At 27.3% G+C, this 22,706-nt stretch carries 29 protein-coding genes and 1 pseudogene; 4 read left to right on the forward strand and 26 right to left on the reverse strand.

Annotated elements, in window-relative coordinates; all coding sequences use genetic code 11:
• Nucleotides 1–71: 71 nt before the first annotated feature.
• From gpG to ACQPUW_RS06705, 23 genes are all read right to left on the reverse strand, one after another.
• The gene (gene gpG / locus ACQPUW_RS06595; protein ID WP_430836672.1) at nt 72–386 is read right to left on the reverse strand and encodes a phage tail assembly chaperone G; all 315 of its coding nucleotides are present in this window, start codon (nt 384–386) and stop codon (nt 72–74) included.
• A gap of 22 nt (nt 387–408) precedes the next feature.
• The gene (locus ACQPUW_RS06600; protein WP_430836673.1) at nt 409–1,014 is read right to left on the reverse strand and encodes a major tail protein; all 606 of its coding nucleotides are present in this window, start codon (nt 1,012–1,014) and stop codon (nt 409–411) included.
• A complete protein-coding gene (locus tag ACQPUW_RS06605; protein ID WP_430836674.1) occupies nt 1,015–1,353 on the reverse strand; it encodes a hypothetical protein in 339 nt (112 codons plus the stop codon). It lies immediately after the preceding gene.
• A gap of 7 nt (nt 1,354–1,360) precedes the next feature.
• Entirely contained in the window at nt 1,361–1,795 is a 435-nt protein-coding gene (locus ACQPUW_RS06610; RefSeq protein ID WP_430836675.1) for an HK97-gp10 family putative phage morphogenesis protein, read from the reverse strand.
• Complete coding sequence (locus ACQPUW_RS06615; RefSeq protein ID WP_430836676.1) at nt 1,795–2,175, reverse strand: phage head closure protein; 381 nt, start codon at nt 2,173–2,175, stop codon at nt 1,795–1,797. Before ACQPUW_RS06615 ends, ACQPUW_RS06610 begins: the two co-directional genes overlap by 1 nt.
• On the reverse strand, nt 2,165–2,431 hold the full coding sequence (locus tag ACQPUW_RS06620; RefSeq protein ID WP_430836677.1) for a hypothetical protein: 267 nt from the start codon (nt 2,429–2,431) through the stop codon (nt 2,165–2,167). The genes ACQPUW_RS06615 and ACQPUW_RS06620 overlap by 11 nt, the downstream gene beginning before the upstream one ends.
• Nucleotides 2,432–2,437: 6 nt before the next feature.
• The gene (locus ACQPUW_RS06625; RefSeq protein WP_430836678.1) at nt 2,438–3,592 is read right to left on the reverse strand and encodes a phage major capsid protein; all 1,155 of its coding nucleotides are present in this window, start codon (nt 3,590–3,592) and stop codon (nt 2,438–2,440) included.
• A 17-nt stretch (nt 3,593–3,609) separates the two neighbouring features.
• Nucleotides 3,610–4,260 (reverse strand): HK97 family phage prohead protease, encoded by a 651-nt coding sequence (locus ACQPUW_RS06630; protein WP_430836679.1) that lies wholly within the window; start codon nt 4,258–4,260, stop codon nt 3,610–3,612.
• Nucleotides 4,241–5,353 carry a phage portal protein gene (locus ACQPUW_RS06635; protein ID WP_430836680.1) on the reverse strand — a complete coding sequence of 371 codons (1,113 nt, stop codon included), beginning with the start codon at nt 5,351–5,353 and terminating at the stop codon, nt 4,241–4,243. The genes ACQPUW_RS06630 and ACQPUW_RS06635 overlap by 20 nt, the downstream gene beginning before the upstream one ends.
• Before the next feature lie 57 nt (nt 5,354–5,410).
• Complete coding sequence (locus ACQPUW_RS06640) at nt 5,411–7,036, reverse strand: terminase large subunit domain-containing protein (protein WP_430836681.1); 1,626 nt, start codon at nt 7,034–7,036, stop codon at nt 5,411–5,413.
• Nucleotides 7,026–7,526 carry a P27 family phage terminase small subunit gene (locus tag ACQPUW_RS06645; RefSeq protein WP_430836682.1) on the reverse strand — a complete coding sequence of 167 codons (501 nt, stop codon included), beginning with the start codon at nt 7,524–7,526 and terminating at the stop codon, nt 7,026–7,028. Before ACQPUW_RS06645 ends, ACQPUW_RS06640 begins: the two co-directional genes overlap by 11 nt.
• Before the next feature lie 158 nt (nt 7,527–7,684).
• Nucleotides 7,685–7,993, reverse strand: a complete 309-nt coding sequence (locus tag ACQPUW_RS06650; RefSeq protein ID WP_430836683.1) for an HNH endonuclease — start codon at nt 7,991–7,993, stop codon at nt 7,685–7,687.
• Nucleotides 7,994–8,088: 95 nt separating this feature from the next.
• Nucleotides 8,089–8,799 carry a hypothetical protein gene (locus ACQPUW_RS06655; RefSeq protein ID WP_430836684.1) on the reverse strand — a complete coding sequence of 237 codons (711 nt, stop codon included), beginning with the start codon at nt 8,797–8,799 and terminating at the stop codon, nt 8,089–8,091.
• 498 nt (nt 8,800–9,297) lie between these two features.
• Entirely contained in the window at nt 9,298–10,080 is a 783-nt protein-coding gene (locus ACQPUW_RS06660) for a hypothetical protein (RefSeq protein WP_430836685.1), read from the reverse strand.
• Nucleotides 10,081–10,253: 173 nt separating this feature from the next.
• Nucleotides 10,254–10,727, reverse strand: a complete 474-nt coding sequence (locus ACQPUW_RS06665; protein WP_430836686.1) for a DUF722 domain-containing protein — start codon at nt 10,725–10,727, stop codon at nt 10,254–10,256.
• Between the two features lie 70 nt (nt 10,728–10,797).
• On the reverse strand, nt 10,798–12,006 hold the full coding sequence (locus tag ACQPUW_RS06670) for an MrcB family domain-containing protein (RefSeq protein WP_430836687.1): 1,209 nt from the start codon (nt 12,004–12,006) through the stop codon (nt 10,798–10,800).
• A gap of 141 nt (nt 12,007–12,147) precedes the next feature.
• Complete coding sequence (locus ACQPUW_RS06675) at nt 12,148–12,315, reverse strand: hypothetical protein (RefSeq protein ID WP_430836688.1); 168 nt, start codon at nt 12,313–12,315, stop codon at nt 12,148–12,150.
• Nucleotides 12,316–12,360: 45 nt separating this feature from the next.
• Nucleotides 12,361–13,113 carry a rolling circle replication-associated protein gene (locus ACQPUW_RS06680; RefSeq protein WP_430836689.1) on the reverse strand — a complete coding sequence of 251 codons (753 nt, stop codon included), beginning with the start codon at nt 13,111–13,113 and terminating at the stop codon, nt 12,361–12,363.
• Nucleotides 13,114–13,393: 280 nt separating this feature from the next.
• The gene (locus tag ACQPUW_RS06685) at nt 13,394–13,708 is read right to left on the reverse strand and encodes a hypothetical protein (protein WP_430836690.1); all 315 of its coding nucleotides are present in this window, start codon (nt 13,706–13,708) and stop codon (nt 13,394–13,396) included.
• A 250-nt stretch (nt 13,709–13,958) separates the two neighbouring features.
• Nucleotides 13,959–14,138, reverse strand: a complete 180-nt coding sequence (locus ACQPUW_RS06690) for a hypothetical protein (RefSeq protein WP_430836691.1) — start codon at nt 14,136–14,138, stop codon at nt 13,959–13,961.
• Nucleotides 14,139–14,252: 114 nt separating this feature from the next.
• Nucleotides 14,253–14,411, reverse strand: coding sequence for a hypothetical protein (locus tag ACQPUW_RS06695; RefSeq protein ID WP_430836692.1), 159 nt, complete (start codon nt 14,409–14,411; stop codon nt 14,253–14,255).
• Between the two features lie 55 nt (nt 14,412–14,466).
• Entirely contained in the window at nt 14,467–14,961 is a 495-nt protein-coding gene (locus ACQPUW_RS06700) for a helix-turn-helix domain-containing protein (protein ID WP_430836693.1), read from the reverse strand.
• Between the two features lie 58 nt (nt 14,962–15,019).
• Entirely contained in the window at nt 15,020–15,202 is a 183-nt protein-coding gene (locus ACQPUW_RS06705; protein ID WP_430836694.1) for a helix-turn-helix transcriptional regulator, read from the reverse strand.
• Between the two features lie 141 nt (nt 15,203–15,343).
• On the opposite strand from ACQPUW_RS06705, the gene ACQPUW_RS06710 reads away from it, so the two are divergent.
• From ACQPUW_RS06710 to ACQPUW_RS06725, 4 genes are all read left to right on the forward strand, one after another.
• Nucleotides 15,344–15,688 carry a helix-turn-helix domain-containing protein gene (locus tag ACQPUW_RS06710; RefSeq protein ID WP_430836695.1) on the forward strand — a complete coding sequence of 115 codons (345 nt, stop codon included), beginning with the start codon at nt 15,344–15,346 and terminating at the stop codon, nt 15,686–15,688.
• Between the two features lie 67 nt (nt 15,689–15,755).
• Entirely contained in the window at nt 15,756–17,237 is a 1,482-nt protein-coding gene (locus ACQPUW_RS06715; RefSeq protein WP_430836696.1) for a DUF4041 domain-containing protein, read from the forward strand.
• A gap of 181 nt (nt 17,238–17,418) precedes the next feature.
• Nucleotides 17,419–17,916, forward strand: a complete 498-nt coding sequence (locus tag ACQPUW_RS06720; RefSeq protein ID WP_430836697.1) for an ImmA/IrrE family metallo-endopeptidase — start codon at nt 17,419–17,421, stop codon at nt 17,914–17,916.
• Entirely contained in the window at nt 17,897–19,606 is a 1,710-nt protein-coding gene (locus tag ACQPUW_RS06725; RefSeq protein WP_430836698.1) for a recombinase family protein, read from the forward strand. The genes ACQPUW_RS06720 and ACQPUW_RS06725 overlap by 20 nt, the downstream gene beginning before the upstream one ends.
• Here ACQPUW_RS06725 and ACQPUW_RS06730 read toward each other — a convergent pair.
• The 3 genes and pseudogenes from ACQPUW_RS06730 to ACQPUW_RS06740 all read right to left on the reverse strand — a co-directional run.
• A pseudogene (locus ACQPUW_RS06730) lies at nt 19,589–20,374 on the reverse strand (FAD-dependent oxidoreductase); the annotation flags it as partial. The gene ACQPUW_RS06725 and the pseudogene ACQPUW_RS06730 sit on opposite strands and share 18 nt — an antisense overlap.
• Complete coding sequence (locus ACQPUW_RS06735; RefSeq protein ID WP_430836699.1) at nt 20,371–21,360, reverse strand: sulfide/dihydroorotate dehydrogenase-like FAD/NAD-binding protein; 990 nt, start codon at nt 21,358–21,360, stop codon at nt 20,371–20,373. The pseudogene ACQPUW_RS06730 and the gene ACQPUW_RS06735, both read right to left, overlap by 4 nt.
• Before the next feature lie 135 nt (nt 21,361–21,495).
• Nucleotides 21,496–22,527 carry a D-alanyl-D-alanine carboxypeptidase family protein gene (locus ACQPUW_RS06740; protein WP_430837287.1) on the reverse strand — a complete coding sequence of 344 codons (1,032 nt, stop codon included), beginning with the start codon at nt 22,525–22,527 and terminating at the stop codon, nt 21,496–21,498.
• Between the last annotated feature and the right edge of the window lie 179 nt (nt 22,528–22,706).

Consider the following 22,706-nt stretch of genomic DNA (forward strand, 5'->3'; position numbering starts at 1 on the left):
TTCTTCTTCATCTTCATAACCATTTTCTTTGTCATATTCATCAAAAAAGGAAGATTCATTAGAATCTTCCTCTAGGAGTTTTTTGCTATTTTCTTCATCTTTGCTGCAGTTTTCTCTTCAATAAATTTTTGTATTTTCATAAGCCAAATATTAATATCTGTTATATCTAAATTATCTAATAGATCATCTTCAGTGAATTTATTATTGAAGCATTCGCATATAAAACTTACCATCATATCAAAATGCTCTGTTCTATATTCTACTTCGCCTTTTTCTGCATCAATTAATATATCTCTTATTTCATAATATCTTCTTTGAGTTTTACCTTTTATGGTACCTAATGCAAAGTTTTTCTTTTCCCCATAAATTTCTAAAATTAAATTCATATTGAATCCTCCTTAAAATAAATTAAGCTGACTTCTTAACTGGTTCTTGTACTTTACTAAACCAATCTGTAATAGCAGCTTTTGCATCTGTATGATTTTCTTCTAAGTAACTTTCATTAACTCTTACTCTCCAGTTTTTATCCTTCTCACGTGGATAGAATGTTCCTTTCAGCTTTGGTGTTTGTGTCTTAAGCTTATCTTCTTGAGTTTCATAACTTTCTGTTGCCCCTTCGTTGAACTTACCACAATATAGCCATACAAATTCATATTTATGATCTGTTCTTTTAGCTCTCCAACCTATAGCCACCTCATTTGACATATCATCTTGATTATCAACTAAGAATCCATTTTCATACTTACAACCTTTTAAAAGTGCTTCCTGTTCTGGACTTAAATCATTAAGTTCAATTTCAATTTCGATTGAATCTAATGTTTCTATTACTTCTTCAGTTCCATCATCACTAAAAGTTTTGTCTACTTTCTTTTTCTCTGTGACCTTTGCACTAATAGACCTTGCTAACTTTCTTACTGTATCAGTTGTATAGTTACTTAAAGTATTTTCTGTAACTAAAGAAATTGATATATCTCTTAAACCCATTCTTCTACTTTTTACAACTATTTCTGCCATTTAATCATCTCCCTCTTCTATTTCAGCCATGTAAAACCTTAAAGCTTTATGATATATTTTTGTGTCAGTTTCAAACTGATCTCTTCCATCTGTATAACTAAAACCAATCTTTAACATAGCCTTTTTAACATCTTTTTTTACTTTTTCTAAATTCTTTTTACTCCAAATATCTACTTGAAAATAATGTTCTAGCACCTCATTTGTATCTTCTGAATAATCATTAGGTAACTCATTGTATTGAAAGAATGTTATATGAGTTTTTTTCAAACTTTCATCATACCACCCGTATAATACTGGATAGCCTAAAGGTGCTAAAGCTTCTAATATTTTTTTATTCATATTGCACCTACTCCAAAATTTTTATCATTTTACTATATTCTTTTTCTGCTATACTACTAAATTGTTTCTTGTACTTATTTAGTGCATTTACCAGGAACGGATTAGCTGGAATCTTGCTTGTACCATATTCAATAAATTTTGCATAAAAGAAAGGGGAATTATCCCCTTTTTCCCAGCCTACAACTACAAACAATCTACCATTTCTATTTTTTACAGAACTTAAAGGAATCTTATCTCCCATGTGTTGCCCTGTTCTACTTCCTTTTCTTCCTGAATCCATAGGATTTCTACTCCTAGGTGCTAACTTCTTAGCTTCACTTTGAGTTAATTTACCACATTGTTTTAATATATTTCTATTAGCTCTATCATTAGCAGTTTTCCCTCCAAGATCTTCACACTTTTTAATTAAATCTTCTAGGCCCACAAATTCTAAAGTAGCCATTATTCTACTAACCTAACTTTTAAAATAACTTCAGTTTTATTAAATCCTAGAAAATCTGCTAACTTAATATCATATATTTTGTTATTCCACTTAACTTTATACTCTCTATTACCATTTTCATTATCTATAAATAACTCTTTTAATTTATCGCAATATCTAACTTTAACATTTAATATATTTTCTAAATTAACTCCAAATGCACTATATAATTCTTTTCCATATAAATTATTTATATTGGCCCAACATTCAAAAACTGTTACATAATTATCTATTCTATAACCATCATCATCAAATTCTTTACCATCATTTTTAACAATCTCAATTTTATTGTTATAGGTAGTTAATAATTGCTTCTTCTTTTGGTTATAATCACTTATCATCTTTTTGCACCACACTTCTTATCTGTAATTGTGTTAATTGCCTACTAAAATTACCTTCAAAGTATTCAATAGCATCATTGTAATCATATCTACAGTATTCAAATAATAAAGCCATATTAAAAGAACTACCCTCGAAATCAAGAGTAGTTCCTGCTATACCTTCTAAATATTCTTTTCCAGCTTCTAGACTTCTTTTAAAATTATCATCTTCTTCATTCCAGGTAATTTTTAAACGCTTCTTTAATTCTTCTAGCATTATTTATTATTTGCTCTTTGATGCTTTAGGAGCTTCTACGCTTAAACTTGAAATATCAAATACCAAGAATGAATCATTGTCTTTAGGTTCACCAGTTGCATATTGTTTTGCTAAATAAGTTCTTTCATCTTCTAGGAATTTATATTCATCTGAGAACTCTATTTTTTGACCTGAACCAACACCCATAAAGTAATCTTTACCCATTCCAGCTACCATTTTACCTTGTGGAACTGCTACAGATTGAACTATCTTAGATGGTATAGGCATAACACCATATACATAAGTACCTTGTTGAGTTAAGAATGTAGTTGCTGCAAAAATCTTTGTCCAGTAATCTAGTGGATTAACTAATATTAATACTGAAGGTACTGCTCTTGTTCCTCCTTTAGTTAATGGAGCCATTACACTTTTTCCTAAAGTTTCTGGTGATAAGTCAGCTAATGCTATAGCATCTTTATCAGGATAAACTTTATCTACTACCGCACCTTTTAAATTCTTTATCATTCCAATAGGTTGGTCTTTTCCTGTTCCTGCTATTATAGCAGCTTCTAAAGCTATTGCCATTGCTTCACTTAAAACTGTTCTAACATATCTATCTAACCATTCAGGGCCTAAATCAAGCATAGCTTTTGAAACTGGCATAAATGCAGATAGTTTATACATATCAGTTTTTACTTTATCAAATCCATGTTGTAACTCTTTCTTTATTGGATCTGTTAATGGTCCCCACCATGCTGCTTCACAGTTTGTCTTTCTTATAATCCATTCTGTTACTGCAGTAGTATTCTCGAATGTTATCTCACTTAATAATGGATGGTTTTGCTCTAAGTCTTCAAAAACCCTATCAAAAACAGTAGTTGGAAGTGTTACTGCTAAATCAGTAAATCCTCTCTTTTCAATTACTTCAGCATAATATTTTCTTTCCTCAGATGTTAATGTATTTATACCTCTTTTATTTAATACATTTCTATCATTAATTTCTGAACTTATCATTGATCGTGCTTCTTTTTGTGCTTCTTTTAATATATTGTCGTGAATACCTTGTGCCATTCTGACTAAGGCTTCAGCCATAGCTTCTTTATCTTCTCCTTGAATAGCATCATTTACTTGTGATCTTATTTGATTCATATCTATTGTGTTATCTAAATTTTTCATTGTCATTTAATCATCTTCCTTTCTTATTCGACCTCATTAAAGGCATTAAAAAAAGCTGAAATAATTTCAGCATTCCTTTTTTCATTTATTTTATTTTCATCTTCTCTTACTTCAGGTTCTTCTCCTGGATCATTCATTACTTTATCTCTCATTTCTTTTATTGATATATCTGAAAGTTCTGAACGACAATTTATTTCAGTATCTCCGTAAGCTGGTAAAGGTGTCGCTGTAACTTCAAATAAATCAACCTCTGTAATATCTCTATAGAAGTTCCAATCATCGTCCCATCTTGTTTTTTGATTTAATATATTAAAACCAAATGAGCACCCTCTTATTAAACCAAGTCTTACATTTTCTAATAAATCATTACCATCACTTGTATTAGGTACACTTAATTCAAATCTTAATCCTTGTCCATCTTCTTCTAATGATAAGTTTGAATTTGTTCTACCTACAACTTTATTCCAATCATGATTTATTAGCATAAATTTATCTCTTGTTTTATCTGCTAATGTTTTTAAAAATGCTCCTGGAGAAATCTTCTCATAAAAAGCATCACCCCATCTATCAGATAATTTTGTATAATCATCTGAAAATACTGCAGCATAACCTTCTAATTTTCTTTCTTCTAAATTTGCATTTCTAAATTCAAGATTAACTGTTCTTTGTTCCATTAGTTTCACCCCCTTTCAAGCTAGGATTTAGAACTGATTGATAGTTCTTAGTAACATAGTGTTCTTTTGACCATTCTTCATTTAATGGCTCTTTGCCTAACATTTCTAAATTATCATCAATCGAATTTACACCTATTCTGAATAATAAATCTGCTGACTTAGATAATTTTTCTAAATCAACATTTCTAATTTTTTGAGTATTCATTTTTATATAAGTTCTTTCTAAATAGCCTGTTCTTCCATAAACTTTACGATTAATTTCTGATGTTATAAGTTTTGCTATAGGATTTATACCAAACATTAAAAAATTATCTGTTTGCCCTTCTACACCAGCAATATCTCCTTTAATAACTCCTGCTGGTACATGAAATGCTGCTGCAACAAAATCTATAATATCGTTTATTACTGCTCTTACATCCCTACTATCTTTTGAGTTACCAACATTCTTACTTTCATTAAATTTATAAGTATTTGATAAAGGTAATACTGCATTATCAGCTTCAAGATATGTTTTAAAATCATTTTGCATCAAATTATCAAACGCTTCTTTTGCTGGGCCTTGTAATGGAGCTTGTCCGTTTATTTCTAATATTCCTTTTCGTCCGTTAGACTTTCTATAAGCTGACATCGAAGTACCAAGTAACTTACTATAGTCCTCATATAATCCATCAATTAAAGATTTAATGTTTGCATCATTGAGCTTTAAATAAATTACATCCGATTCTTTAAATATATCTTTTAACGGATAATCCCTAACAACAACATTCTTATAAATATCTTCATAATAAACATATTCCGTATGTGAAAAATCGTCAGCTACATAGAATTGATCTTCTAACTGAACTATTAAACATTCATTGTCATATACAAGGTTTGATATTACTTGCATCCAAAATTCAGTAGCATTTTGATTCTTGTTAGGCTCTATATTAAAAGCGTAGTAATTATTTTTTTTAACAGATTTACCTTTTTCAAATGTTTCAAACTCTGATAATACTAAAGCATTAGTTATAATCGAAATACATGATTGAATTGCAAACTCTTTATAAAATATTGCTGCTTTTATATCACTTGTTACTGGTCTACCTTCCATTTCAGCACTAAATAAATTACTAAAAAAACTTTTTATCCCTATTTAAATCACCCCCCTTTAGTATGAATAGCAACCATAATTAACTGTTTCGCAAACACTCTGCGGAATCTCTTCATCTTTAGATAAAGCGTGTATAAAAGCAAAAAAGCCATCAGTTTTTCTTAACTTTGGCTCAATCTTTTTATAACTTTTATTCTCTTTTTTATCGGTATCTACATAAACATTATTTGTATACCATCTCATCATAGGATCATCCCCAAATATAATATCTTCATTTGCAAATAATTGCTCTATTAACGGAGCTAATTTATTGTGAGTAAGATATCCATTACCTACTTCATTTAATGGAAGTCCTACATCACTAAATGCAGAAGCTACTAATGACTTTCTAAATCTATCAGCTACAATATCTATAATATTATATTTACTAGCTTTTTCCAAAAACCATTCAGCTATATATTTAGGATCTATTGTATCTTCTTTAAGTACAGTACATAATCCCATTTTCTTAGCTAACTCTATATCAAATTTTATTTTTCTTCCTGGTATATTTAAAGCTTTATGACATATAAAAGTGTGATGGATCCAAACTCGCTTATTTCCATACTTAAATAACAATCCACAACCTACAAAATCTCGAATACTTGCATAGTCTAATCCACCAATACATGAGCATCCTTCAAGTTCTGGTATCTCTTGATTAGTAGCTTTTATTTTTTCCCATTCTGCAACTACAGTATAAGAATCCTGTGCAGGTCTATTCATTCTTTTAGTCATAAAAGTTAATGCAGTTTGTGGCTGAAATTCCATGTCATTATATTCTTCTTCCATTTCTATCTGAAGATCCTTAAAATATCTTAATGATGGATTAGCCTTTTCCCATAACTTTTTATCATGCACCTCTTCATCTGAATCTAATTTATATAAAAGTGGTAACATTCTAGTTGTTTTATTTTCACCTTTTAATATTGCATCTGCAATTTCTAAATAATCATCTAAAACCCCACCTCTAACTTCTCCATTAGTTGTTATCATAAAGGTTCTTGAATTACGTTTCTTACCTAAGGCTGATTTAAATACATTTATATTTTTATAGTCCTCATACTCATGTATTTCATCAAATATAATACACGCTGGTCTTAAACCATCTTTTGTTTTAGCGTTTGAAGTTCTATATTTTATATAAGATCTTGTTTTCTTAAATACAATTTTTTCTTTAGTATAATAAAAAGCTCTCTTTAGTTTTTTATTATCATCAATAACTTCATATACATCATTAAAACTTGTTTCTGCTTGATCCTCTGAATTTGCTACTATATCAACATTATATTTAGGTAATCCATGAAAATCAGTTGTTAAGTACCAAGATACGCCACTTATAAAACCATTTTTCCCATTTCCTCTACCCATCATTATTAAAAATGTAGTCCAAACTAAAGTATAATCATCATAATAGCAATGAATTAATCCTATAACGAATTTTTCCCAAGGCAATAGTTTAAAATTAAAATATTCTTCTATTTTAGTTACTGCTTTTTCTATTCTTTCATGATCTATAACTACATTTGATTGTGATAGCTTTTCTTTAACTAAATTAATGCATCTTCTTATATCTTCGCAACTTTCTATTGCTCCACTTTCTATAAGATTGATATATTCATCAATGTATTTATTAAAGGTCATAATCACCATCACCACCCTTAACCGATGGTTTCAATCCTAAATCATTTAAAATTTTAAGCATTTGAGCACTTGTTTTATTTAACTCTGGAATACTATCATTCTTTTTCTTTCCTGTTTGTTTTCCATTATTCCACTCTACAGAAACTCCACGCTCTTTTATATCATCTATAAGTCTATTTTTAATATCCCATAATGACATATAATCATTTATTAGATCCTCATAGTGCTTTCCATAGGTTTCATTCTCTTCTAATTGCTTCAGTAAATCATCTTTAATTTCCTTCGCAATCATATTTCCCAACTCTTGCACCCTTTTAGCCTTTGCACCCTTTTTTGTGTGCGAGTTGCGTTCCCAATTAAATCTCCTTTTCCAGGACTTAATTGTATTTATAGATATCTCATATTTTTCAGCTATTTCAGAATACTTCATTCCTGAAATGTAGTCTTTATAAGCATTTTCACGAATTATTAAGTTTTCCTTTTCATTCATTATCACCACCTCATTTCTTGAAATAAAAATCTACTTTGCACCCTTTTTTTATATGGGTGCACCCCCCTCATGCGAAGCTTCAAAAAATCTCTCCTGTCTCTAACTATACCCGACCGACAGGCTTTTCCAAAAATCTGATTTTTTTAATAGGGGGGCTATCACCAACGCTCTTCATTATTAAATTTTTTCTTTTTAGTTCTATTTAAATGCTTATCATGTATCATGTTGTGGCATCTATTGCAAAGGCTCATAAGATTATTTATGTCAAGTGCTAGTTCAGGATATTGCTTAAGCTCCTTCATGTGGTGAACGCATTGAGCTGGTGAAAACTTCCCTTCCTTCTTACATATTTGACACTCAAAGTTATCTCTAAGTAATGCTTCACTTCTTTTCTTCTTCCACTTATAAGTTTTATAAAACTTATTTATTTCTTCATCAACTATATATCTCTTAAATAAATTTCTCATCTAAGTTTATCTCCTAATTTTATTTAATAAAGAAAGTAGCATGCTCTAACGAGATGCTACTTTCTTCGTAAACTATTATATTTTTATAAATACAATTATTTATAATTTTTATATTTCTCTAAAAAATTCATTATTTCTAAAATTTTATCGCTACATTCATCTTTTATAAGATTATAATTATTCTTTTGATGTATATTTCTATTCGATTCTATAAAGTTAATTAATAAATCTTTTTCATCTTTAGTCAATTCTTTTAAAGTATTTAATCCATTAGGCATCTGTTCATATCTAAATTCACTTAGACATATATGTCTATCATATTTATCATTAAAACAATAATTTAAAATATCTTTTAAAGACTCTAAACCAAAATTTCTAGAATCACTTATCTTTTCTAAGCAATCTTCATATCTTTTAAAAAACTCAAATAATTCTAGGCTTTTATTAGTATTATCTATAGACATTAGTTCATATAGCAACGGCTTAAAATCTTCATTTAACTTATATAATCCTGAGTATGAACTTGAAAATCTTATATTTGGCATTTGCTGAATATTAAAATTCTCATTTGAATACATTACTATATACTCATAAAATTTATCAAAAAGTGAATTTAAAAATAGACTCAGTTCATAGTGAAGAATAATACAAGTTTTTATTAATTGCCTTTTTCTATTTTCTTCTTCTACCTTTCTTGTATAATTTATAGATAATAGTACTGCTATTATAGTTGAAAATGCTCCAGTTAAAACTAAAATACCATTAGTATTAAATTCTATCCAATCAGTAAACTTATTGCATTGCAAAAAATATTTTTTCTGAGAATTACTAAAATAAATAAATATTAAAATTAATATAATAAAGAATAAAATTAAACTAATTATATTAATCTTTTTTTTAAAAGAATTAATTGATTTTTTTATAAAGTTATCCAAATTTACCCCTCCCTAAATTGATTATATAAAATTAAGATATTATAATCAATAAGATAGAAGATACCCCATAATACATATTGTGTGGCTTTTAGCAAATCTACTCTATGCTTTATATAATCAAGCTCGCCTATTTATTTATTTTATAAAGTAAAAAGAGCCCTTATATAAGCACTCTCTAAATTCATTATAAATATTTATCAATTAAATTGATTACAAATACTTTGTATCCTTCTTTTGACATTGAATCACCATATATATTGTACTATAAATATTAGGAACTAATACGGTAATAATATGGTAGAAAAGCGGTAGTAAACACACGTTCTACCTATTAATCCTAACTCATAGATTTTATAAACATTATTTTAATTAAGACAATTTTATTTCTAAAATATTGTCTATATCAGTTTTATATTCACTATATTTTTCTTCTATATTTTTATTTATGTAATTACTTAAGCTTTTATCTATTCTTGATTTATTTAATACTGGAGAAATAATGTAACTAATAGTAACAGAATCCTCAATTAGATACTCTTTGGTTAAATTAATTTCCTTAAAAACATTATCTATAGATTCCCTCAGACTTTTATTATTTTTAATTTCACAATTTTTCAGTATAATATATAAAGTAATAAAAAGGTACTTGATAAACTCATTTCTTTTCTTATTAGCAAGTCTATTTACAAAATCATTAATAACTTGTACATGTTCATTCTTATGGGCCCCTTTATTGCTCGTAGTACCATTTTCCATATTAGTCTGATATGTTCTCGAAACTTCAAACATTTTAATATCAATATTGTCTTTAAGATATTTTATATCTTCCTTACTAGCTGCATTTTCAAGATTTTTAGTAGCTTTTTTTACATCTTTAACTATTCCTTCTAATTCTAATGTTAAACTAATTATTGTATCCTTATTTTTTTTCGATTCACTTTCTCCATTAATTGTCATAATTATAGCAATTACTGATAATATAATTGAGGAAACAGTTCCTGCAAATGATACTTGTTGAACAAATTCGTTATTGTTATAACATGAAGCTATAATAGTTATAGAAATTATTCCTATAACTATTCCAAGTAAATATTTCATATGTAAAATGTTCTTTATATATTTTATATCTTTTTCATATTCTTTATAATCCATTTAACTCACCCAATATATTATACAAAAAATATCTTAATTTTACAAAATAAAGCTTTTTGTATTTAATTTAATTTTGTTTAAAAATATAAAATTGTATCATTAATAGATATCTTTTTTTGCATATTATAGAAAAAGAATCTAACTATAATGCTAGATTCTAATTATATTATTTATTATCTAATAAATCTTTCTTGAATATATGGATTATAAAATATGATATCAGCTATCTTATTAAGAGAATTTTTTCTTAAATCTTTTCTACAATACTCCTCACTATATTTAAGTACATAAGAAATCTGATTCCAGCTCAATGGTCTTTTGTTTATATATCTTAACTCCACTAACTTTCTTTCTTCATCTTTCAAGCCTTGAACTGCAATATCTATCCTGCGCTTTAAAGTTATTTTATTATTTAAATCTATCTTATTAGCTTCTAATAATTTTTCTTTTCCTAATATTTCATTCTCTACACTACTATTAAACTTATTGGTTGATTGTGTTCTTTCTTCATATGCTATGGATCCACAACCTTTATAAGTTTCTTCTATATCTTTAATTTCTAATTTTAACAATTCTATTCTAGAAGCTAAATTATTGTAATCATATAATATTCCTTCTATTTTTTTAAATATATTCTTATCTATCATTTAATCACCTCTAATTTTGAATAAAAAATACCGCCTATTAGTTTTAAATAGTACGGTATTATATAGTATTCTATAAATTTTTAATTCCATTAGTAACATATTGAGTTGCTTCAAGATTTAAGTACTCTCTTATATTGCCTTTAAATTTAAAAAGTTTACCTGAATTTGTTTTCTTATTAAATTCACATACTCTATATAAAAAAAATTTATCTGCATTTTCAGCTGAAAATGCTATCTCATTTGCGCTTAAATAAAATTGTGTATTACCTTTGCCAGAAGTAGTTTTTACTTCAATATATTTAAATGATCCATCTAAATTATAAGAAAGTATATCATATCCAGCGCCGTCACCTTCTTCTTTTGATATATGTTTAATTTTATTAGCTAAATCTTTTCTATTATTCTTTATTAAATATTCTTTTTCATAGTTTAATACCATGATTTCTCCTAAGTATCCTATTCTCTTTTGATTTTTATATTTTTTATTAAAATTAGTTTTATTTGGTTTAAACGTATATTTTTTATCTTTACCTAAAAAATCATCTGGAATATCAATTTCAGTTAAAGAAAATTCATCAACTGTATCAATAATTTTATCTAAATCTTCATCATTATAATCATCAGTAATATTATTATCAATTAGATCTAATTCAGAGTTTAGAATAATCCAGTTATTAGTTGTTTCAATTGTCTCTTTCATTTTCCCTTTTAATTCTCTGTATACTCCTAACAAATTATTAAGATCTTTTAATAACTCTCTATCATCCGGAATATTATCTTTACTATAATATTTACCACATATGTGTCCTAATTCATATCCCCTAGCTAAGTCAGATGTTTTACTATTACTTTTTAAATCTATCCTATCTTTAGAAAAATCCTTTAGTTTAGAACTTAATTCTGCCCTCCAAACATCTGATACTAATTTGATCTTTTGTCTTGCTTCTTTTTTTGAATATTTATTATTGTAATATGTCCATCCTTGGTTTAATGACAAATATACCCCACTCATATCAGAACAAAAAAGGTATACTATATAATAACCCTTTGTTGCTGTTTTAGTAATTTCTTTATCAAATACTGCTATCCATGGTACATTAGCCCATCTACCTACACCAGCAGATCCTGAAATCTCATAAGTATCATTATCAATATTGAAATTATCGTAAATATCTTGTTTTAAATCTAATCTTATAAATTGTTCTAATTTGTTATTTTTAAAATTTTCTTCTTTAGCTAGTATATAATTTTCTAAAATATTCAGTAATTTCTTTCTCATAATTCTGTTCTCCTATATTTAAATAAATTATTTATAATGAGTTTATTCATATAATATCATACTATTAAATTTTAAAAGAACATTTTTTATTTATTTTTATTATTTAATTTCGTTTACGAGTATATTATATAAGAGTTTAAATCACCATTGTTTCAATTTTCTTCCATCATTGCACCTTCTGTACATTTCTTTTAAATGATCTGCTTCGTATTGATTAATATCTCTAATTTTTTTCATTCTCTTTTCTTGAAGTTTTCTATATGTCAATCTTCCTAATTCCTTAGCTCCATATACTTTTAACAAATCCACCTCTTCACCTTCTTTCCTAACTATAAATATCTACTTTTAGATTTATCAATTTGTAAACTTTTGCATCTTTATATATAAATAAGTACCTGCAGTAATATCATTTATGTAAATTTTATAATCTCTAAAACTATAATTTTTATATAGGCTTTCAAAAACTTGTCTATCTCCCTGACATTTTGAAAGTTCATTTACTTTTCTTTTGCTATACTTAAAGTCATTAACTTTTACTATTGGTTGCTTTAAATTTCTTGATTGTGTCCATCTCTTCTGTCCCTTAGGATCTTTAGAAATATATCTAGCTAAACCTTCATATCCAAACTCATCCGCTTTTAACCTATCTGCATTTGCTCTTCCCTTCTTCCATAAATCTTCTACTTTATCTCTATCAATATCCCCTGACATAACAATATGATGATGTAATCTTATTGCTTTCTTGCCTTCTTTCTGTTCTCTATATTCAATTACTGCAATATATTTTAGATCAGGTAAATTATTTCTTTTTACATAACGCTTAACTCTTCTTAAGAAGTTAATTACGTCTTTTCTTGCTTCTTCTTCACTTTGTGGTAAATTCTCATTATCATAAGTTAATGTTACTGATAGATCCTTATCTGTGAAATTAGTATTAAGTAATCTAATTAAATGCTTCTTAGCATTCTTATCATTTAGATTCTTTTGTTTAGTTAAACTTTCTTTTTCTTTTCTCTTTCTACTATGTTTTCTTTCTTGAAAGCTTATTGGAAATATTTCTATCTCCAACATATTCCCACTATATATTCTTTTCTCTCTATATGGCATATCTAACCCCTCCAACTTTTATAATTAGTATTAAATTTAAACTTATATAGTTGTTAAGATAATACCTATTACAAGGCAGTTAAAACCTTAATTAAATTGTATATTATTGACTTAAATATCCATATAGAATATAATAAATGTATAGGTTTTACTAAGCCTTTGTTTTGTACACATTACGTTCTGCCAAGATTTATGTAATGTGTTTTTCTTTGTTTAAAAATAGTTTATAGACACATAACTAATTATTTATTATGTATCCATAAACTATTTAAATTTCTATTTATATATCTCTAATAGTTTGTCCAGTTTTTAAATCATATAATTCGCCATTGTCTAAATCAGTTCCTGATGGTATAATATCTAAAAAAGTAATTTCATCATGATCGTTTTGCATACTTTGGTCGGTTGCAAAATGATCTTTTTCTTTATATTCGTTATACATAGTTTTTACTTTATCTAAAGCATATTGAAAATCATTTGTTTCAAAATATATAATTACTATTTCATTTATATATTGGTCTATTGCTCTAAGCATTCTCACTTTTTCTTTTAGTTTCTCGCTTTTCCCTATAAAACTAACTCCTAACGCTCTCATAATACGCCTCCTAACCTACAGCTCCCTTTGATTCAAAATATTGTTTCTGACATTTTCTATATATCTCTTCATCTTCTAAACAAGCTATATGTAATGTATATAAATCATAATTTAAATCTAAGTTTTCTAATACAGCTCTAAAGAATTCTGTATCTTCATCTTTAACTTGAAACTCTATAAAATTTTCACTATGTTCTAATAGCTCTATTGCCTTTTTTCTAATCTCTTTTACATCCAGCTTTCTCTCCTCCTAAATTAAATTTGATACTAGGATTATACTTATCAAACTAAAAATACTTAACACCCCATAAGTAACTCTTTTCTTACTGCTTTTAGCATAATTAAATTCATACATTCCTAATGCTGTACTAAATGTCAATCCAGCCATAACTAAAATACTTAAAACAATTCTCCCATTATAAGTTAACATTATTATCTCTCCTTAAATTAAATATTGTTTATACAAATTAATAACCTATTTATCTTTGACTTAAATATAATTATGTTAATATAAATCCCCTTGTGGATTTCTCCACATTTATACTTAACTCTCTAATCTTTTCTCCAGTTCATCAGCTATTCTCATACTCATTTCTGGACCATACTTCTTTCGAATTATTTCTCCTAATACTTGTCCCATTTTTTCTTCAAGTATTTTCATATCCTTTGGAAAATTTAATTCAACTTCAAGTTCTCTTGCCATAACCCCTCACTCTCCCTTAAAATTAATTTATGAATAAGAATTGATTTTGCTACAGTTATTTTAATAGATACTTTTCAGCTAAAATTTTTAGTTCTGAAGCTCTCTTTTCTAATTTAGCAAAGAAATTTATTATTGTTTTAAGCTCTTCTTGCTCTGATTCATCAATAATTCCATCCTCAACAATCTTTAATAAAGTTCTTTGTATTTCCTTACTATTCTCTAAATCATTTGTTGCTGATATAGCAAATCTATAAAGGTTCTCTATATTCTCTGAATCTATTGGTTGAGTAATTCTTTTTCCTATAGGACATTCATTACAACAATAGTTATTTAATAGTTCAGGTGCATTATAAGCATCAGCCATAATAACAACTTTATCTACTGGAACAACTTTGCATAAATCTAGCTCATAATCAGTTAACGAATCTTTAGATACTCCTAAGTATTCTGCTGCTCCTTCTCTACTTGTAAATTGAGGATTATAATTAGCAGCTTTTTTCCTTGCTATGCAATACACATTTTGTGCTGCTTTTGTTGGTTGCTTTGCCATGTATATTTTTCTCCTTTCATGAAATAATACTCTTATACACGTTACGTGTGTAAAAATATTAAAAAAATATATCGTCTACTACACAATTAAATTTAGTTTTAAATTTAGTTAAAAAATTATAGCTTGGATTTCTTATTCCTAATTCGATTTTAATATAATATGATTCTGAAACTTCTAAGATATTAGAAATTTCAGAACGGCTTAATTTTTCACTTTGCCTAAATCTTTGTAATTTACTCATATAATACCTCCTACACTAATCGTGTAATTTAAATATACTACACGTTTTGTGTGTAGTCAATATCTTTTACACATTTTGTGTTTATACTATTATTTTTTTCACATTATGTGTAAAATAAAATACATAAGGATGGTGAATTAAGTGTTTGGAAATAGATTAAAAGAGTTAAGAAAAGAAAAAGGCCTAACACAAGCCCAATTAGCTAATATATTAACTACTTCTGCTAGTTCAATTGGAATGTATGAACAAAATAGAAGAATTCCAGATACAGAAACTTTACAATCTCTTTCTGAATATTTTAATGTTTCTGTAGATTATTTAATTGGAAAATCTAATATAAAAGAATCAGCTGAAGAACTGTTAAAAGATAGCCGATTTACTATAGCTCTTCACAATAATAATGGTATTGATGATGAATTACCTGAAGAAGCTAAAAAAGAAATTGAAAACTTTATCGAATTTGTTAAGCAAAAATACAAAAAATAATTGTGCTAATGCACTTTTATTTTTTGTTATATTATAATAATTTATTTCAATCAAAGGGGGAAAAAATATGGACAAAAAATTTAAATGGTTAATTGTTGCCTTAATTATAACTTCTTTAATTTCAGCAATAGTTCCTTTAGTAGGACTCTTAACCTGTATTCTTGCTTTAGTTATATACATATCTTTTAGTAAGAATGAAAAATCAATTTTTTACAAAAACAATTTAGATAAGGAAATTTCAGAAACTGATAATCTTATCAAAGAAAAACAAGAACTTTTAAAAGAAACCGAAAATGATGTATTAAAAAAACAAGATGAATTAAATCTTGAAAAAATAAAATTAGATGAATTAAAAAATCAATTTGGAATTTTAAAAGAAATAGTATCTTATAATGACACCATTGATAAATTAAAATTTAAAATCGAAACCTCTAAAGCAACTTTAGAGAAAATAAATACTAAGATAACTCTATCTGAGGAAGTATTATCTTATAAAGAACTCGAAAAGGAACTATATACACTTCAAGTAGGTATTTTTGAAAAAAAATATGATTATGAATTGTCAGAAGAATATAATTCACAATTAAAAGTTAATAGGAATAATCAAAAAGATTGTATAAAAGATGGATTAGCTATAAAAGTTCTAAATACATATTCTTTATTAGACTCTTCATTAAAACAATCTGAAAAAAATAAACTTATAAATAATTTATGTAAATTAGCCCTAAGAGCTTTTAATAATGAATCAGATTTGATTATTAATAAATTAACAATTAGTAATTTTACTAACAGTAGGAAAAAGCTTGAGTCTGCAATGGATCAAGTTAATAAACTTCTTAATCCATATGATATTTCAATAAATATGGATTACTTTAAACTAAAAATTGAAGAATTACAATTGCAATATGAGTATTTAGTTAAAATTCAAGAAGAACGTGAAGAACAACGTGAAATTAAGGAACAAATGAGAGAAGAAGCTAAAGTTCAAGCAGAAATATCAAAGCTTGAAAAGGAAGCTGCTAAAGAAGAAAAATTATATGAAAAAGCACTTATTAAAGTTAGAGCTGAATTAGAAAAAGCATCTGATGAAGAAAAAAATAAACTGCAGCTGCAAATACAATCATTAGAAGAAAACTTAAAATTAGCTGAGGAAAAAATGCAAAGAGCTAAATCCATGGCTCAGCAAACTAAATCTGGCTATGTATATGTTATCTCTAATATTGGATCATTCGGCGAAGATGTTTATAAAATAGGCCTAACAAGAAGATTAGAACCGTTAGACAGAGTAAAAGAATTAAGTGATGCATCAGTTCCATTTAGTTTTGATGTTCATGCTTTAATACATAGTGATGATGCTCCAGCTTTAGAGAAAGAGTTACATAATCATTTTAACTCCAATAGAGTAAATAAAGTAAATCTTAGAAAAGAATTTTTCAATGTTAAATTATCTGACATTGAGAAAGTTGTAAATGATAAAGTAAATACTCATATAAAATTCACTAAAGTAGCTGAAGCTCTAGAATATAGGCAAAGTAAACAAATGAATTAATTAATGTACAAGCATTAACACCTCTATAAAGGATGTTAATGCTTTATATTTTATATACTATAATCTATAAGTGACATATCTAATTATTAAGTATTATCATTACTTATCGAAAATATAAGAACATATGTTCGTGTTTATGTTATAATTATCCTGTAAATATAATTTATGGGGTGATTAACTAATGAAAAGTATATTTGAAATTTATGATTTAATTGAAAAAGAAAATATAATACTTGAAGAGGTTGAATTTAAACAATATTACATTGAAGGTATCTATTTTAAAGTGCCAGAGCTCTCTCCCGCTATTGGTATTAATAAGAATATAATCTCTGACACTAAAAAATATATATCTGTTTTAGCTGAAGAACTCGGCCACCACTTTACTTCTATTGGAGATTTATCTGCTGAATGTGTTACATATACTCAAAAGATTAATAGAAGTAAACAAGAGAACAGAGCTCGAATATGGGCTGCTAATTTTTTAATATCTGATGATGAAATAGTTGGAGCCTTAACCCATAATATAAATACTTTATATGGGTTATCAGACCATTTTAATGTTACAGAAGAAATAATAAAATATAAGTTACTATCAATATATCTTAAAGAAGATAAATATAATAGTACAAGACTTACTATTATGCATAAGGAGGTAGCTTATGATTGTTGCAATTTATAGTAGAAAATCAAAATTTACTGGTAAAGGTGATTCTATAGAAAATCAAATAGAAATGTGTAAGGAACATATTAAAACTTACATATCAAAAGATGCTGAATTCATTATATATGAAGATGAAGGATTTAGCGGTGGAAATATAAATAGACCTCAGTTTAAAAATTTAATGAATGATATAAAACATAAAAAGATAGATTTACTTATTTGTTATAGGTTAGATAGAATTAGTAGAAATGTTTCTGACTTCTCTTCTGTTCTAGATACTCTACAAGAATATAAGGTTGATTTTATATCAATAAAAGAACAATTTGATACATCTTCTCCAATGGGAAGAGCTATGATATATATAGCTTCAGTATTTTCTCAGCTAGAAAGAGAAACTATTGCAGAGCGTGTCAAAGATAATATGCTTGAAATGGCTAAGAACGGTAAATGGACAGGTGGTAGGGTTCCTCTAGGGTTTAGATCTAATAAAACCACTACACTAGATTCAGAAGGAAAGAAAAGACAACAAGTAACTTTAGTACATGATGAAAAAGAAATTGAATTTGTAAAATTTCTTTATGAGAAATATTTAGAATTAGGCAGTCTTCATAAGCTTGAAGTATATACCCATGAAAATAATATACGCTCATATAGTGGAAAGTTATTTGAAAAAAGCACATTAAAAATAATACTACAGAACCCTATATATGTTAAAGCAAATGCTTCTGTTATTGAATACTTAAATAGTACAAACTGGACCGTATATGGAACAGCTGATAATGTACATTCACTGCTAACTTACAATAAAACTGAAACCATTACTAAAAATGGTAAAATAACAAAAGCTACTAAAGAATTATCTGAAAGACTTGCTGCAATAAGCTCAATAAAAGGATATATTGAACCGGGCCTATGGCTAAAAGTTCAAATGCAGCTTGATAGTAATCGAGATACATTTCCTCGGCTTGGTAAGACTCATAATGCTTTACTTATTGGTAAATTGTATTGTGGTAAATGTGGAAGTCGTATGTTAATACAACATGGTAGAGTATCAAAGAAAACAGGTGAAAAGTTATTTTATTATGTATGCTCCTTAAAGAGAACATCTAGAAAAACATTATGTGATAATCATAATGTAAATTTATCTAAAATAGAAGCTGCAGTTTTAAAGGCACTTAAGGATTTAACTTTTGATAAGAAATCATTTTTAGATAATGTACGTATAGAGTATAAAAAGTCATCTGATAAATCAATAGAGTTATTAACTTTAAATAGATCATTAGAAGATAAAAAACAGCAAATCGATATTCTAGTCGATAAGTTATCACATGATGATAAAAATTTATTAACTGATATATTATTTGATAAGATAACTTTATTAAAGAATGAATGTATTGATATTGAAACAAAAATAGAAAATCTAAGAAAAGAAAAGGTTAAACTTGAAAATCAAGCATTAGAATTTTCCCTAATAGAAACTTTGCTTAATAAATGTGCTTTTATAGATAAGCTTTCACATGGAGAACAAAAGCAAATAATAAATGCTTTAATAGATAGTATATACTACTACCCTAATGATGATGGTGGAGAAAAAATAAAGATTAATTTCATAGGATCTATTGCAGAAGTTAATCCAATGATTTTAAGTGATGAAAAAAGGCAACTTGATAAGTTGTCTTTTTATTCACACTGCATGCCCAGTATCTAAAAGTATAATATTCTCTGCAAATTCTTTTAAAGCATACTGCTGACAAACCTTACTATTTAATTTATCATAATTTATATCTTCTTGAGGTACTTTTAATATAACTACTCCTGTTTTATCTAACTGATTTCTTATATCCTCCGATAAACTTTCTTTAGCTAACTTACAAGAGCCTGAGAAAGCTCCTAATTCATCTCCATTTCTTTCTCCTTGAATGTCACAAACATTACACCTTTCACTTACACTAATCCTTGGACCAAAGGCTGGGCATCTTAATACGCACATAGAGCATCCGTTGCCATACCTTAGACAATTTCCCATAGGTCCTGTCGAACCTGTTGTCTCTACAAATACATCACCTTTAATATAAGTATCATCTGCTAATATTATTCCTTTAATTTTTCCATCATCAAAATCTACATCTTTAACTCGTGTTTCAGTAAATATTTCTATTCCCATACCTTCTACATATTCTCTTACAGCGCCTTCAATTACATTAACATCATAAAGACTTGCATGTTTATGGCCTGGAAAATCTATATTTCTATGTCTTGAATATTTATCAGTTAAATTTATTAAATCACCAGCACCTAAAGCTATAAGTTCTTCTGAAGCTGTATATCGTCCGTTATTTCTCATAATTCCACCAACATTTCCAAGTCCAAGTAGAAGATCAGTTTTTTCAAATACAATAACTTCTGCACCTGCTTTTTTTGCAGTTATAGCTGCTGCAATACCAGACCATCCTCCACCTATAATAACTACTTTCATATTAATCTCCTTTCTTCAAATATACTTCTAGGATCTGTTTGAACTTTACAAAATCTTTTAACCTTATGGCCTTTATATCTAGCTGTGCACGCTCCACAAATCCCTTCTCCACAGCACATTTTAAAGTTATTACAGCATGATAATAAAATATCGCTTCTATCTAAGGAATCTAAAAACTCTATTACCTTTAAAGTTAAAATATCAGCTCCTGCTATATGAATATACGTTGTTCCATTATCTATACTATCTTTAATTAGCTTTTTACATTCATTAGACAATTGTCCTTTATCTAATAAATTCAGCTCATAATTTTTTATATTATATTTTAAAATAAAATCACTTATAAAACTCTTATCGAAATTACTATAATCTAAACAAAGTTCAACTTTACAATTTTGTAATCTTAATTTTCTTACAACTGGAACCATAGGTGCAATACCCATTCCTTTACTTAGAACTAGACATTTACTTTCTTTTTGCTTTTCTATATCTTTAAGTCCAAAGATTCCATTCCAATAAGGACCTCTTATATCAATTATATCTCCTTCTTTAAAGTTCAATAATTTTTTTGTTTTTATTCCTCTAATCTCTATTGCCAATGAAATAATATTCTTATCAACATCGGATTCTAAAATTGAAATTGGTATATCAAAATACATATCTTTATCAGGACATAAGAAAATATAACTTCCTGGATTTATTAAATCTAAAGCCAGTTTATGAATTACTTCTAACTTAATTACTAGTAATTCATCATCGTAATTATTAATATTTAATATTTTACAATTATATTTTTCTCTTCCTTCTTTTGCCTTCATTCCATTATTAAAGAATTCTTGATATATACAAACACCTTTCCAATTAGAACAATCACAAAAACACTTCCCATGCATTTGTGAACAAATTATACACTCTCCCACCTCCGCTAACTTACAGGGGCAGAATTCACTTCCCGCATCAATACAATCTGTTGCTTCTCTAATCATTATTGCTCCTTAAAAATTACTCCTTATACTAGAATATTGTTATTACTTTAATTTGTTAACACTTTTCTTTATCATTATAAAGTTAATAAAAAAAAGAGATTATATCTTTTTTTATTTAGATATAATCTCTTTTTATTACTGTATTCCTAGTATATTTATAAAGTCTACACTAGTTATTTCTTTATAAGAAGTTAATGGATGCTCCATCTTTTTTATATTATTTTCTTGGACTTTAAACGCACCAATAATCTCTCCCTCTTTAATATCTGAATATGGCTTAAAAACATCTATTTCATATTGAGTACCATCCTGTGTAAAGGCATTTATTACTCTTTCATCTTTTACTAGAGAGCTTAGTACTGGATTACCTTCTCCAAGGACTAATTGTTTAGTAGTATCAGAATTAAATGCATATCTATCTTTTATATAGTTAAATATTTTTTCAGTTTGATTCCATCTATCTGGACAATTTAGTACAACTATTATTACATCCTTACCATCGCAATTAACAGATGATACTAAGCATTTTCCAGCGCCTCCTGTGTACCCTGTTTTTACACCATTTGCTCCTGGAATTTTCCAAAGTATTTTGTTTATATTATTATAATCTCTCGTAAAATTATATTTTTCTTTTTTTATCTCTTTAGTTCCAACTATTTCTCTAAATACATCATATTCCATTGCCTTTGATGTAAGTATGGCTAAATCATATGCTGATGAATAATGTTCTTCTTTATCTAGCCCATGAGGAGTTTGAAAGTGAGAATCTATTATTCCTATACTTTTTGCAAAATGATTCATTATATCGGAAAATCCTTCAACTGACCCCCCTATTCCTTCCGCAATCGTAATAGCTGCATCATTTCCGGACCTATACATTAAGCCATAAAGAAGTTCTCTCAATGAGATCTTCTCCTCAGCCTTATAACCAACTTTAGATCCTCTAACTGCTGCTGCATTTTTTGATACTTCAAATACTTTATCTAAATCACTATTCTTTATAGCGACTAATGCTGTCAGTATCTTAGTAGTACTTGCCATTGGAACTACCTCATATGCATTTTGTTCAAAAAGGATTTGGCCACTTTCTTTTTCTATTGCAATAGCATTACGTGCTGAAACTTTTAACTTATCATTATTAGAAGCAAATGCTTGAATTGATATCATATTAAATATTAAACAAAGTATAAATACAAAGCTCATATATTTTTTAAGCTTTTCCATAAAATCACCTCGCTATTATTTTGCAATAAACTCTTATGAATATGCAGTTTACTGTATAGTATATTTTTCCTAATTCTTGAACATAATATTAGTATTGTATGGAGGGTAAAAATGAAAATATT

Source organism: Clostridium sardiniense, from assembly GCF_050584765.1.
Lineage (GTDB): Bacteria > Bacillota > Clostridia > Clostridiales > Clostridiaceae > Clostridium > Clostridium sardiniense_A.